The organism is Actinoplanes sp. NBRC 103695 (assembly GCF_030269485.1).
Classification (GTDB): Bacteria; Actinomycetota; Actinomycetes; order Mycobacteriales; family Micromonosporaceae; genus Actinoplanes.
This window is the reverse complement of record NZ_BSTL01000022.1, coordinates 27,481-39,897: the sequence shown is the minus strand read 5'-3', so window position 1 is coordinate 39,897 and position 12,417 is coordinate 27,481. Positions and strand designations below refer to the sequence as shown.

The window sequence follows — 12,417 nt, the reverse complement described above, 5'->3', positions numbered from 1 at the left end:
GTAAGGTGCCCGACCCTGGATGCGGACCCTGGGCTATCGCCGCGGAGGCACGCCACCGGCGCGGAGCATTCGCGCACGAGGGATCTGGTCTGGCCACTCGGGTGGAACTTCCACCGCTTTGAATGGTCGCCCGAAACCTGACCCTGCTCCCTCCGGTTGGAGGTGGCAGGTAGCGGCCGGTCGGGCCGCACGGGTCTCGAGGGGCGTTCGACATGCTCATATCGTGGCGGCGCACAGCGTCGCTGGCAGTTGCGGTCCTGGTCGCCGGCGGTCTGGCCATCGGGGTTCCGCCATCGGCGGACGCTGCGACACCAGATCGAGCGGCCGCTCAGCGACCCGCTCCGCGATGCGTGGCGGCCGGCAAGGCCCGCTTGCTGACCGTGAACATCACCAGCCCGCGCCCGGGTGCGACGGTCGACACCGCCAAGACGCCGGAGATCGCGATCGCCGGCGCCTTTCGTGGTGGTCTTGCCGGCCTGGTCCGCCGGGTCGAGCTGTATGCGGACGACCAGAGCATCGGCGCGGCCGAGATCACCCGCAGGCCGAACCGTGACGGCAGCCGCACCTGGTCGATGACGACATCCGCCCCGGCCGGCCGGCACACGCTGCTGGCCTGCGTCCGCACCTGGGGCGACACGACAGCGGTGGCCACGGTGACGTTCACCGTCAAGGCACCACCGGCCGCTGCCACCGTGCTGTCGCCGGACGTTGTGAAACCCTCGGCGCAGGTCCTCAAGTCGATCAGCCGTGTCGCCGGCGACAGTCTCACGTTCACGCGAGCCCCCGGGCTGGAGACCGGTGACGTGGTGGTCGCCGGGATCAGCCCCACGACACCGCAGGGCCTGCTCCGGCGGGTCACGGACGTGCGCCGCAAAGGCTCGGCCACGGTCGTGGGCACCGTCCCGGCCGCGCTCGACGAAGCCTTCCTGCAGGCCGACATCAATCTGACCGACGTGCCGCTCACACCGGGCGAGGCCGCGGCCGCGCCGACCACGCCCGGCGCGGCCCGGCTGCGCAAGGCGATCGAGATCCCAGCGCTGGACAAGTCCTTCAAGCTCGCCGCCGACCGTACGACCAGCGGCGCCAACGGGAGCGGCACACTGTCCTTCGACGGCGAGGTGCACGCGAAGGTCTACGCGACTCTCGACGTAACCGTCCGCATCAGTGTCGAGGTCAAGTGGGGCCAGCTGCCGAAGGGCAAGCTCCAGTCGATGCGCTGGGCGGTCAGCGACACCGTCGAGGTCGGCGCCTCCGCCAAGTTCAGCGCGGCCGGCGAGCTCAGCTACGTCAAGCACGACGTGATCCGCCCGATCCAGATGGGCGTGATCTTCTTGCCGGGAGGCATCCCGGTTGTTCCCTCGATCGGCCTCGACGCCGGGCTACGCGCCAAGATCGGTGGATCCCTTACCTGGTCGGCGAACGCCACCGCGAACGCGACGGCGGGTTTCGAATACCGCGACGGCCGCGTCTTCGACATCGGCACCGCGTCGGCCACGGCGACGATCGTCAGCCCGCTGAACGGTGGCGCGGAGGCGTCGGGCTCGGCGTCGGTCTACATCGAGCCCCGCATCGGCGCCGCCGTATTCGGGCTGGCCGGGCCGACGATCCGCCCCGAAGCCGGGTTGTCCGGCACGTTCACCGCCCCGTGTCCGGGCCGGATCACCTTCGGTCCGTACCTGACCGCGCGGGTCAGCGCCGACCTCAGCCTGTTCGGCAAGACCCTGGCCAAGCAGCAGGCGACCGTGGCGAACGTCCAGTCGAACACGATCGACCGGCCCTTCTTCGGGTGCGGGCCGGACGGCCTGGCCGTGTCAAGCGACCCGCTGGCCGACGCGACCGTCGGCGCGCCGTACTCCGCTCAGCTGGAAGCCACCGGCGGAACCGGGCCGTACACATGGGCAGCCACCGGTGCGCTCCCGCCCGGCCTGACCGTCGTCGGCGACGCGCTGAGCGGCACGCCGACGGCGGCCGGCACGTTCGATGTCCCGGTTCGCGTCACCGACGCTGAGTCCCGCACCGCGACCGGGACGATCCGGCTGACCGTCCGCGAGGGCGTGGCGTTCCAGATCACGACGGCCCGGCTGAACGACGGATTCGTCGGCATCGACTACGCCATGGGGATGTCCGCGACGGCCGGCGCCGAGCCGTACCGGTGGTCCGCGACCGGCCTGCCGGGAGGCCTCACGATGGGCGAGGACGGCCGGATCACCGGCAAGCCGACCGGCGAGGGCACCGCCACGGTCGCCGTCGTCGTCGAGGACACCGAGGGTCGCACTGCGAGCCGTACATTCCCGCTGAAGGTCAACGCCGAATTGCCGCCGCCGGTCGCCATCGGTGATGTCGACGCCCCGCCGGCACCGTTCTGCGGCAGCCTCTGCACCGTCTCCTGGGGTGATCCGCACCTCCGGACGTTCGACGGCGTGAGCTACGACTTCCAGCGGGTCGGCGAGTTCACCGCGGTGAAATCCACGGTGGATGAGCTCGAGATCCAGGTGCGGCAGCGTCCGTGGAACGGTTCGCGGGTGGTCAGCGTCAACTCGGCCGTGGCCGTGCGCACAGGCGGGCACCGGATCGGTGTCTACCTCACCGCTTCCGGCGTCCGCACCCTCGTCGACGGCACGGCCGTGGATCTCGCCGCGGGCACCGCCCAACTGTCCGGCGGCGGCACAGTGTCGCTGGACGCGAACGCGCGGCGGGTGACCGTGAGCGGAGCCGACGGCACGTATCTAGCGGTCGACTACGATCCCGGCTCGGCACTCAACCTGACGGCCGGCGCGCCGGAGTCCCAGCGCGGATCGTTGCGGGGTCTGCTGGGCGAGGTCGGTGACGACCCCGAGGTCTGGCGGGTCACGCCGGAGACGTCACTGTTCGACTACGAAGCCGGTGAGGACACCTCGACCTTCACGGACTTCGCCTTCCCGTACGCGGACCTACCGTTGAACAGCGTGCCCGGCGCCAACCGTGACGCGGCCCGCGCCGCCTGCGCCGCCGCCGGCATCACCGACCAGAAACTGCTCGACGCCTGCGCTCTCGACGTCGCGCTCAGCGGCGACCAGCAGGCGGCCGCCGCGGCCATCGTGGCGCAGTCGGCGGGCGAAATCGGCGACGGCGCGGTGCTCGGCGCTTCGAAGGCCGGGTCAGCATGGAAGGATCCGGCAGGCGCCACCGGAGTGAGCGAGCTGACCCACGGCCACAACGGCTGTACAGCGCTCGACGCGCGAAACCTGTGCACCGCTGGGACGTACGCCAGGGTTCCGGACGCACCGTGGATCTGGACCCGCCGCCTGCTGACACCGGGCCAGAATCAGGCGACGTTCACCGCGACGGTCACGGTGAGCGCGGCGCAAGCCGCTAAACCGGCCCGCCTGTACGCCGCCGGCGACGACGTGGTGACCGCCGGGCTGAACGGCGCGACCGTGCTGACCGCGGGCTTCACCGAGGCCGGATCGGCGGCGGTGCAGCTGCGCCCCGGTGTCAACACGTTGACCTTCGAGGTTGTCAACGAGGGAAGCTCGCAGGACCCGATCGCCAATCCGGCTGCGCTGGCCTGGAAGCTGGTCGCCGGACAGTGATATGCGGCTGCCGGCACCGACCAGGTGCCGGCAGCCCCGCCGCGGTTTCAGGTTCGCGTTTTCGATGAGCATCGAACGCGCAATCATCCTCTCAACGGATGTAGCCCGACCTAGAACTCACGCGGGTCCGCTGCGCGCCCCCTCGCTCTCTGTTGACGGTGGCCGGCAGGGGCGCGAGTACCGCGGTGACACCGCGGCAGGTCCTGGCGGACGGCGCTCGCTGGGCCCTGGACTCGTCCGCCAGCCGACCGGACGAGTCCAGGGCCGCCGTCGGAACACGGCCGCCGCATCCTGAAGGTCCGAGGCAAGGTGACAAGGCTGTGCCTGTGGCCGGTCGGCCGACGATAATTGTCCGATGGAGACTGTGGTGCACCCCGAGTCCGGACTGACCAAGGCCAGATGGACGGATCAGGACCTCGATGCGATGTCGTGGCACGCCTGTCAGATCCATGCCCTCGCCGTCACCGACGACGAGGGTCCACCCGACGACCTGACCCCGGAGGAATTCCTTGAGCAGGACGACCTCGACGACACCGCGCCGTCGGGCATGGCACTGCACTTCGACCTCGACTACATCGTGCGCCGGGTCAAACCATCAGTTCCCGGGCGCAGCTACGAGTTCTGGGTCGCGCCGGCCACTCTGATCTTCGGCAGCGTGACGGGGATCACCGGCGATCTGCGCTCCATCTGCCTGCCGCTGGAGATGAGAAACCTGCGCCGGTTGGGGCCGGCGATCCCGCGCCATGAGGCCAGATGGCACCTGGAGGGCCGCGACTTCGACCTGAGGTTCCATGCCTGGGACTTCGGGCTCCACATCCGTCGGCCCCCTCGCTACGGCCGGCGGGTGCTGCGGAGGGCCGACCGTGGGGGGATCGGCTTCGACACACGGCCCTTCGCCTGACGGCGAGGCGAAAACGACCACCGACGCCATGTTGTGCGCGATACCGTGCCAGGTCGCTCGGTCGTGCGGCGCCGGGTCGGACACGAAAACACCTGCGGCAACGAGGCTCACCCTTGAATGCCCTCACTGGGCATCGCCCGCGTCCCGGAGGTTGCGTCGGCAAAAGAGTGATACCGAGGCAGGACGCGGCACCGGTTCAGGCGTCTTTCGCCGAGATGAGCTCTACCCGCTCTCACATGATGGTGCGGCCGCCGCTCACGTCCAGCACGGTGCCGGTGATGAACCGTGCCTCGTCGCTGACGAGGAACGTGATGGCCGCGGCGATGTCTTCCGGGTTGGCGACGAAGCCGAGCGGGGCCTGCGCTGCGAGCTGTTGCAGGTACTCTCCCAGGGATTCGGATCCCGGAGTACGGGTCGGGCCGGGGCTGACGGAGTTCACGCGCACGCCGGCGGGGCCGAATTCGGCTGCCCAGCTTTTGGTCAGCAGGTCCAGGGCGGCCTTGCTCGCCCCGTAGACCGACAGGCCGGGGAGCGCGACTTCGGCGGCGAGTGTGGACACGTTGACGATCGCTCCAGCGCCGCGGGCGGCCATCGCGGGTGCGATGTTGGCTACCAGGTAGAACGGGGCCTTCAGGTTGGTGGCCAGCACTGCGTCGAAGGTCGTCTCCTCGGTGCCCGCGGTTGGGCCGGCGGTCCCGATCGCCGCGTTGTTCACCAGGATGTCGAGGGCTCCGCCGGCGACCTCGGTGGCTTTGGCCGCGAGTTCGACAGCGGAGTGTGCGTCACGTAGGTCCGCACGGATGAAGTGGGCCTCCTTTCCTTCGGAGCGGATCTTTTCCACTACTTCCTGTCCTCGTTGTGCATCGCGGCCGGAGACGAGGACACGGACGCTGTTGCGGGCGAGCTTGAGCGCGGTGGCGCGACCGATTCCGCTCGTCGAGCCGGTGATGAGGGCGGTCTTGGTGCTCACGGGATCTCCTTGCTGGTCTTCTGACGGTCTAGGGATGTGACCGGATGACGTGGGGCCGGAAGCGGTCGGTGTTACAGGGCCCGGAGGAAGGCGACGCGATCCGCGAATGCGCTCTGTGCGATGCGGGACGCGGGTGCGAGTTGGTCGAAGCCGTGGAATGCGCCGGGGCGTACGCAGAGGTACACGGCCACGCCGTGTTCCATGAGCCGTGTGGCGTAGGCGACCGTCTCCCGCAGAAGAGATCCAGTTGACCGACATCGAGGTACGCCGTGGGCAGATCGTGGAGTGAGCCCCCGCGGGGCGGCGGAAGCGGAGGCAGGCACGTCGTCGGTGCCCTACTTGTCGCCGAGGTAGGCCCGCCAGCCGGTGATGTTGTCAGCCACCGACCAGGCAAGGAACGGTTCGACCGCCGGGTCGGCGACTGCGGTGCGGTCATCGAGCATGTGATCCTTCAATTTCCGTTGAGAAGTTGGCCCGTCCGGTCCCGCTCTTGTGCTGGGCAGTCAGCCCGGGATCCGTCTGCTTCGCGCGGAGCGGCACTTCGTACGCCCCGACATGACACGTACAACGTACGTAAGAGTGGCTCGCGTACGTTGTACGTGTCAAGTGATGTGGGGCACACGGGCGAGGCGGCTTGTCAGGGTGGCGACGCCGCTGCCATTGCCAGTAGCCGGGGCAGCCAGAGGCGCGGGCCGAGCACGGGAACCGCAGGCCCCACGGGTTCGTGATGGTCACTGAAGTTCTTCTTCATCTTAAGTACGCTGTACGTATTGTAGCCTCGGATACGTACGCCGTACCTAAACCGGGAGTGGTCAGCATGAGAGCCCGTTTCACCCTCGCCGACATCCAGCAACACGCGTTGGCGATCGTCGACCGGGACGGTCTGGTCGGGCTCACCATGCGCTCACTCGCGACGTCCCTGCAGACCGGCGCCATGACCCTCTACAACTACGTGGACAGCCGCGAAGCCCTCGAGGAACTCGTGGTCGACGCTGTCTCCGCCCTCGTCGAGATACCAGAGCCAACCGACGACTGGCTGGCCGACACGCGCGCAGTGGCCACCGCCCTGTGGCGAACCTTCCGCGCGCATCCGGCAGCCATCCCGCTCGTACTCACCCGCCGCACCTCGTCCCGTGCCAGCCTCGCCCCCGCCGAGGCGCTCGCGGCAGCGCTCGCGCGCGGAGGCCTGGACGGCGTCGATCTGTTTGTCGCGTTCCGCACCGTCTCGGCGTTCGTCATGGGCATCGTGCAAAACGAGCTGGCCGGCCGGCTATCGCACGAGAAAGATCCCGCCTCTGCTGCCCAACGGATAGGAGAGCTCGCACAAGGCGTACTACCGACCCTCGCCCAACTAGCTCCAGTCGGGGCCGCGTTCACCGGCCAGGAATTCGAGCGTGGACTGACAGTCGTCCTCAACGGCATCAAGCACACGCCCCGCCCGCCATCCAGCCGGCGGACGCCGCACTCCGATGGCTGATCCGCCACTCGGCACTCGACGGCAAGCACGGTGACTTCGTCATCCTCGGAGCACCCTCACTCGAGCATCTCCAATAGGACCTCGATGCGGTAGCGACCGAGCCACTCCCGAACAACATCGTCGCGACCATCGACCACGCGGCCGAGCAGACGTCAGGCTGCCAGTGGCGGCCGGCCACGAGGCGCAGGTCGGCAGAGGCCGACGGGTGGGACGGCACGGATGCGAGGTCGCCGTTGTACGCAAGGCGACGTCACGCGTGCTGAGATAGGGGCGTGGATTTCGTCTACGAGGCCCGTCACCCGCCCGCGCCGGCGCGGTTCGTGGAGTCGATCTGGTACGCCCGCGGCCGGATCGACTATCGCCGCGAGCGGATCGCGCCCACCGGCTCCACCGTCGCTGTCATCGTGCTCGGCGACCCGATCCGCCTGGTGGCCGGCGACGGACCGGCCTTGGTCGTTCGCGAAGGCTTCCTCCTCGGCCCGCACGACCGCCCGGTGATCAACGAGCCGCTCGGCGAAACCCACTGCTTCGGTGTGGTCACCACCGCGGTCGGATGCCAAGCCCTCTTCGGCCTGCGGCCGGCTTCCATACGTGGAAAGGTCGTCGACCTCCTTGCGGCCTGGCCCGCAGCGAACGCTCTGCGGCGCGCGCTGCTCCAGGACGGCACGCTCGATCTTGTCGAAAAGGCGGTGGCGGCCGACGCGCCCGGCCCGGCCGTGTTGCGGTGCGAGGCGGCCGTGCTCGCCCTCGAAGCCGACCCGCTGCGGCCGATCGGCGGACTCGCGGCCGAACTGGGCGTCTCCCACGGGCATCTCGACCGGGAGTTCACCGAGATCGTCGGGCTCGGCCCGCGGGTGGTGTCCCGGATCCTGCGGTTGCGGGCACTGCTCGCGGCGATCGACGTCTACGCGCCGGTGGACTGGCCCGGCCTCGCGGCTGCGTACGGCTGGTTCGACCAGAGCCACTTCATCCGTGACTTCCGGCGGCACACAGGCGTGACACCTTCTGCGTACGTGGCGGCCCAGCGCGCCGCGTTCACCCCCGAGCAAGCCGCCCCGGGCTTCGTGCCGGAGATGGTCACCGATGTGAAATCCGTCCAAGACGCGGGTCGGTCCGGTCCGGAACGCTGACCGCCGTGACCACTGCCTTCATCGCCTCCACCACCGTCGAGCGCCCGACCGCCGAAGTGTGGGCACGGTTGACTGACTGGCCCGCCGCGCCCGCCTGGATGCCCGGTGTGGAAAGCATCATGGTGAGCGGCCCGGAACTAACCTTCCGCACCCGCGGCCGCGATCGCAGAGGCCGCATTGAGATCGTCGATCCTGGTCGAACGGTTGTCGTGCACTCGTCCCAGGGCGGCGTTTCCGCCGCGTACACCTACTCCTGCGTACCCGACGGCGCCCGGACGAAGGTCACTCTGACCGCCGATTGCCACGCCAGGGGCATCTGGCGCCCGTTCTCCGGCCTGCTGCGCGCCGCCATCCGCCGGGCTGACAGCGGGCAGCTTGCAGGCCTCAAGCGGACGATTGAGGCAGGCTGACGGGGACGCGATGAAGAAGGCGGTGGCGGCGCGCGGCAGGCCGGCGGAACCTTCACCGGAGCCGGCCCGGCGCTGTCCGTCCTGATCGACGTCGGCACACCGGGCGGGCGCACCGGCGCGCGGACCGTGGCCGGCGCCGGCAAGCGCGAGCTTCTGTACGACGCGGAGCCACCGGTGGGCCCCCTCTCGCTTGGCCTGCCGACAGGTTGATCGAGAGTGGGATCCGCGTCGGCCGGGAGGGCTACGGGATCAGGAGGTGCTTGCCGCGGGCCTGTCCCGAGCGGCTGACGGCCAGAGGCTCGCGCCAGTCGTCGAGGGGATATGTCGCGGCGACCGGGATGGAGAAGCTGCCCTGCGCCGCCAGATCGGCGTATTCGCCGAGGACTTCGTAGCGCATGTTCATGCCGGTGCTGCGTACTCCCAGAGTCTGAAGCGCGGCGAAGTCGGTCATCGTGACGATGTGGGTGGGGTCGGTGACGGTGGTCAAGAGCTCCGGCATGGCCGTTCCCGCCGGCGCGCTGTCGACGACCAGGTCGACCGGGCCGCCGGCCAGCGTCGTCACCCGCTCGCCGAGGCCGTCACCGTACGCGACGACCTCGGCTCCCGCTTCGCGCAACACGTCGGCGAACGTCTTCCCGGCGCTGGCGATCACACGGGCGCCGAGCCGCACGGCGATCTGGGCCGCCGCGAAGCCGATCGTGGTCCCGGCGCCGCTGACCAGCACGGTCCTGCCCGACACGTCGCCGAGGGCGTCGATGCCGCGGTAGGCGGTCTCGACAGCCATCGGCAGCGCCGCCGCCTCGACCGCGCCGAGGCCGGCGGGGCGCGCGAACCAGACGTTCAGCAAGGCCTGGTCGGCCGCGCCCGCGGACGGCCCGGTGTACACCGACGGCCCGAAGACCGGGTCGCCGACGCGGCGTTCGCACACACGCCGGAGGTGCTGCGGCCGCGCGAGTTCCTGATCGAGCGTGCCGCGGTGATCACGGCCACGCCTGCCCTTCGGGAGCGCGAGCTGATCAAAATGCTGAACCTCTCCGAGAAGCTCGTCGCCGCCCTGGTGCGCCGCGGCCACGACGACCACACGGCACACCTGGCCGCCGACGTGGGCTCGGCAATTCTCCGGCTTGCCACCACCCGCTGGATCCTCGGCGACGACTCCGACTTCTCTCCGACCTGCTCACCACCGCCCGGCAAGACCTCCTCGACGTCGCCGCGACCTGATCAGATCGCCCGGAGGCGGCGGAGGCGCTCGCCCGGGCCGCCGCGATCGACGCCTTCGTCCTGGGCGTCTCGACCCGCCGCCGGGTCCTGCGCTCCGAGCCCGGCGATCCGGCGGATCTACGGGCGTGGCTGGCCACCACCATCCAGCGCCTCGCCGACGGATGACGCCGGGCTCCTGGACGGACGCCAATCGATGCCGGCCCGTCACCCACCGCGCCACCCGTCCGGCGCGAGTGCCGGAACACCCCGTTCTAGACCGTCACGACGATCTTGCCGGTCAGGTCGCCCTTCTCCAGGTGACGGTGCGCCTCGACGATGTCGTTCAGGTCGAACACCCGATCGACGGCCGGTCGCAGGACGCCGGTTCGGATACCGGCGTTCAGGAAGGCCGCCGCCCGCCTCGTGACGGCGGGATCGGCCAGATCGGCGAAAGCCATGTAGCGGTGGATCGTCAGCGAGGGCTTCGCCGGAAAGGACGCGGGGCGGGAATCCAGCCAGCCGACGGTGGTCAGGGTGCCGCCCATCTTCGCCGCCAGAGAAAGATCGGCCAGGCCCGGACCCATGACGGCGTCCAGGATGACGTCGGCGCCCGCCCCACCCGTGTGCCGCCGGGTGGCTTCGGCCACGTCATCCTCGTCGGTGGCGATGACCGCCGCGGCGCCGGCGGCCCGCAGGCCCTCGGCTTTCGCGGTATGCCGGGTGACGGCCAGTGGTACAGCGCCGATCATATTGGCGATCTGGATCGCGGCGCGGCCGACGCCGCCCGACGCCGCGGTGATCAGAACGTGGTCCGCGGGTCGCAGCCCCGACTTCTCGACCAGTGCGCCGTACGCGGTGAAGTACGCCACCCAGAGCGCCGCGGAGTCGGTGACGTCGAGGCCGGCGGGCCGCGCCGTCACGTGGCTCGCCGGGACCGTCGTGAATTCCGCGTACGCGCCCCGGGTCTCGAAGTCGGGAATGGCGGTGATGATGACCGGGTCGCCGACCGCCAGCCCGGTGACAGCGGAGCCGGCCGCGTCGATGACACCGGTTCCCTCGACACCCAGCCGGGCGTGCGGCAGTCGCACGGGCCGCGGGGAGTGCCCGGCACGGACCATCTCGTCGAGCGGGTTGACGGCGAAGGCTTCGATCCGGACGCGGACCTCGTCCGGCGCGGGTTCGACGACGGCCTCCTCGACGATGCGCAGCACTTCCGGACCGCCGGCCTCGTCGAACACAACTACTCGTGGCATGAGTGACTCCTTTGCTCCCAGCGGGTTCCGAGAAAACGCTACGGAGTCGATTGGCACCCGCTGGTACCTTTTGGTTTTGTGCAGAGCCCCCGTGGACAGGTCTTCCTCGCCGACTGCCCCACCCGCCTGGCCGTCGAGGTGATCGCCGAGAAATGGGCGGTGATCGTGCTGTTCGCGCTCAGCCTCGAGCCGCAGCGACCCGGTGAACTGGCCGAGCTGATCGGCGGCATCTCCCGCAAGGTCCTCACCCAGACGCTGCGGCGGCTCCAGTCGTACGGGCTGGTGGAACGGCAAGCCTTCGCCGAATCGCCGCCGCGCGTCGAGTACAGCTTGACCCCGCTCGGACGCACCTTGATCGAGCCGATCAAGGTGCTCACCGACTGGGCACGGAACAACGGCGGGACGATCGTCGACTTCCAGCAGAACAATCAGCCTGAGGCGCCGACGACGGACGACACCGCCCGACCGTGAATGCGACACGTGATCACCGTGGATTCAAGGGAACACCGGCAGTGCGCCGTGGCCCCGGCCGGCTCGGTTAACGACTCCTTCGTCGTACCCGGCACCTTCACCTCGGCACTTTGCACCTCGTCGACGATCTTCTTCAGGCGCTGGGGTGGTCGGTGACGGCCGCGGAGTCGCGGGCGTCGTCGAGATTCGCTCGCAGCGCGTCGACCTTCGCCGTGGCGTACGCGTGGGAGTCCGATCCCAGCACCAGGCGGAGCGGCCCTCCGCCGGCGACGACCTTCTCGATCATCCGCTCGGCGGCCTTGGCCGGGTCGCCGAGCTGGTGGCCCTGCAGCTCGAGGTGACTCCGCACCATCGCGCGGATGGCCGGGTAGGCGTCCGAGGGCGCCGCGGGCAGTGCCAGTGCGTCGGTGGTCAGGAAGGCGGTGCGCAGGTAGCCCGGTTCGACGATGGTGACGTCGATGTTGAAGTCCGAGACCTCGGCCGCCAGCGCCTCGCTGATGCCCTCCACGGCGAACTTGCCGGCGCAGTACAGCGCCCAGCCCGGCACGGCGGTGAGACCCAGGACGGACGACACGGTCACGACATGACCGCTGCGCTGGCCACGCAGGACCGGCAAGGCGGCGCGCAGGACGTTCCAGACTCCGACGACCTGTACGTCGAGCATGTCGCGGACGTCGGCCGGGCCGGCCTCTTCGACGGCGCCGAGGTAGCCGTAGCCGGCGTTGTTGACGACCACGTCGAGGCCGCCGAAGCGAGCAGTGGTCTCCTTCACGGCGCCGTCGACGGCGTCGGGGTCACGGAGGTCGACAGTGAGGGCGAGCAGCTTCGAGGTGTCCACGCGGCCGTCGAGCGCGGTCTTCAAGCGTTCGGCGTCGCGGGTGGTGGCGGCGAGATTGTCACCGCGCCGCAGGACCTGAACGGCCAGTTCGAGGCCGAGGCCGCGGGACGTACCGGTCACGAACCAGGTGGCGGGGCGATCGGCGGGGATGCTCATGGAAGGTCCTTCCGGGGAGAAATTGTCGTCTCGCCGAGA

General features: G+C 69.8%; 10 protein-coding genes. 6 read left to right on the top strand and 4 right to left on the bottom strand.

Going from position 1 to position 12,417, the window contains the following annotated elements:
• The first annotated feature begins 380 nt into the window (after positions 1–380).
• A complete protein-coding gene (locus QSK31_RS33770; RefSeq protein WP_285688654.1) occupies positions 381–3,572 on the top strand; it encodes a putative Ig domain-containing protein in 3,192 nt (1,063 codons plus the stop codon).
• A gap of 355 nt (positions 3,573–3,927) precedes the next feature.
• Positions 3,928–4,473, top strand: coding sequence for a hypothetical protein (locus QSK31_RS33765; protein ID WP_285688653.1), 546 nt, complete (start codon positions 3,928–3,930; stop codon positions 4,471–4,473).
• A gap of 232 nt (positions 4,474–4,705) precedes the next feature.
• On the opposite strand, the gene QSK31_RS33760 is transcribed toward QSK31_RS33765, so the two are convergent.
• A complete protein-coding gene (locus QSK31_RS33760) occupies positions 4,706–5,443 on the bottom strand; it encodes an SDR family NAD(P)-dependent oxidoreductase (protein ID WP_285688651.1) in 738 nt (245 codons plus the stop codon).
• Positions 5,444–6,260: 817 nt separating this feature from the next.
• Here QSK31_RS33760 and QSK31_RS33755 point away from each other — a divergent pair.
• From QSK31_RS33755 to QSK31_RS33745, 3 genes are all read left to right on the top strand, one after another.
• Positions 6,261–6,920, top strand: coding sequence for a TetR/AcrR family transcriptional regulator (locus QSK31_RS33755; RefSeq protein ID WP_285688650.1), 660 nt, complete (start codon positions 6,261–6,263; stop codon positions 6,918–6,920).
• A 272-nt stretch (positions 6,921–7,192) separates the two neighbouring features.
• The gene (locus QSK31_RS33750) at positions 7,193–8,050 is read left to right on the top strand and encodes an AraC family transcriptional regulator (protein WP_285688649.1); all 858 of its coding nucleotides are present in this window, start codon (positions 7,193–7,195) and stop codon (positions 8,048–8,050) included.
• A 5-nt stretch (positions 8,051–8,055) separates the two neighbouring features.
• Positions 8,056–8,460 (top strand): SRPBCC family protein, encoded by a 405-nt coding sequence (locus QSK31_RS33745; protein ID WP_285688648.1) that lies wholly within the window; start codon positions 8,056–8,058, stop codon positions 8,458–8,460.
• 241 nt (positions 8,461–8,701) lie between these two features.
• Here QSK31_RS33745 and QSK31_RS33740 read toward each other — a convergent pair whose 3' ends face one another.
• Positions 8,702–9,541 (bottom strand): zinc-binding dehydrogenase, encoded by an 840-nt coding sequence (locus QSK31_RS33740; protein ID WP_285688647.1) that lies wholly within the window; start codon positions 9,539–9,541, stop codon positions 8,702–8,704.
• A gap of 391 nt (positions 9,542–9,932) precedes the next feature.
• Entirely contained in the window at positions 9,933–10,913 is a 981-nt protein-coding gene (locus QSK31_RS33735) for a zinc-dependent alcohol dehydrogenase family protein (protein ID WP_285688646.1), read from the bottom strand.
• A 78-nt stretch (positions 10,914–10,991) separates the two neighbouring features.
• Here QSK31_RS33735 and QSK31_RS33730 point away from each other — a divergent pair, with 78 nt between their 5' ends.
• A complete protein-coding gene (locus QSK31_RS33730; protein WP_285688645.1) occupies positions 10,992–11,384 on the top strand; it encodes a winged helix-turn-helix transcriptional regulator in 393 nt (130 codons plus the stop codon).
• Between the two features lie 133 nt (positions 11,385–11,517).
• Here the strand turns inward: QSK31_RS33730 and QSK31_RS33725 are convergent, their stop codons facing one another.
• Positions 11,518–12,378 (bottom strand): SDR family oxidoreductase, encoded by an 861-nt coding sequence (locus QSK31_RS33725; protein ID WP_285688644.1) that lies wholly within the window; start codon positions 12,376–12,378, stop codon positions 11,518–11,520.
• Between the last annotated feature and the right edge of the window lie 39 nt (positions 12,379–12,417).

Excerpts from the sequence above, each read along its gene's own strand:
- QSK31_RS33765 (WP_285688653.1), top strand. The coding sequence starts at position 3,928 with ATGGAGACTGTGGTGCACCCCGAGTCCGGACTGACCAAGGCCAGATGG.
- QSK31_RS33755 (WP_285688650.1), top strand. The coding sequence starts at position 6,261 with ATGAGAGCCCGTTTCACCCTCGCCGACATCCAGCAACACGCGTTGGCG.
- QSK31_RS33725 (WP_285688644.1), bottom strand. The coding sequence starts at position 12,378 with ATGAGCATCCCCGCCGATCGCCCCGCCACCTGGTTCGTGACCGGTACG.
- QSK31_RS33735 (WP_285688646.1), bottom strand. The coding sequence starts at position 10,913 with ATGCCACGAGTAGTTGTGTTCGACGAGGCCGGCGGTCCGGAAGTGCTG.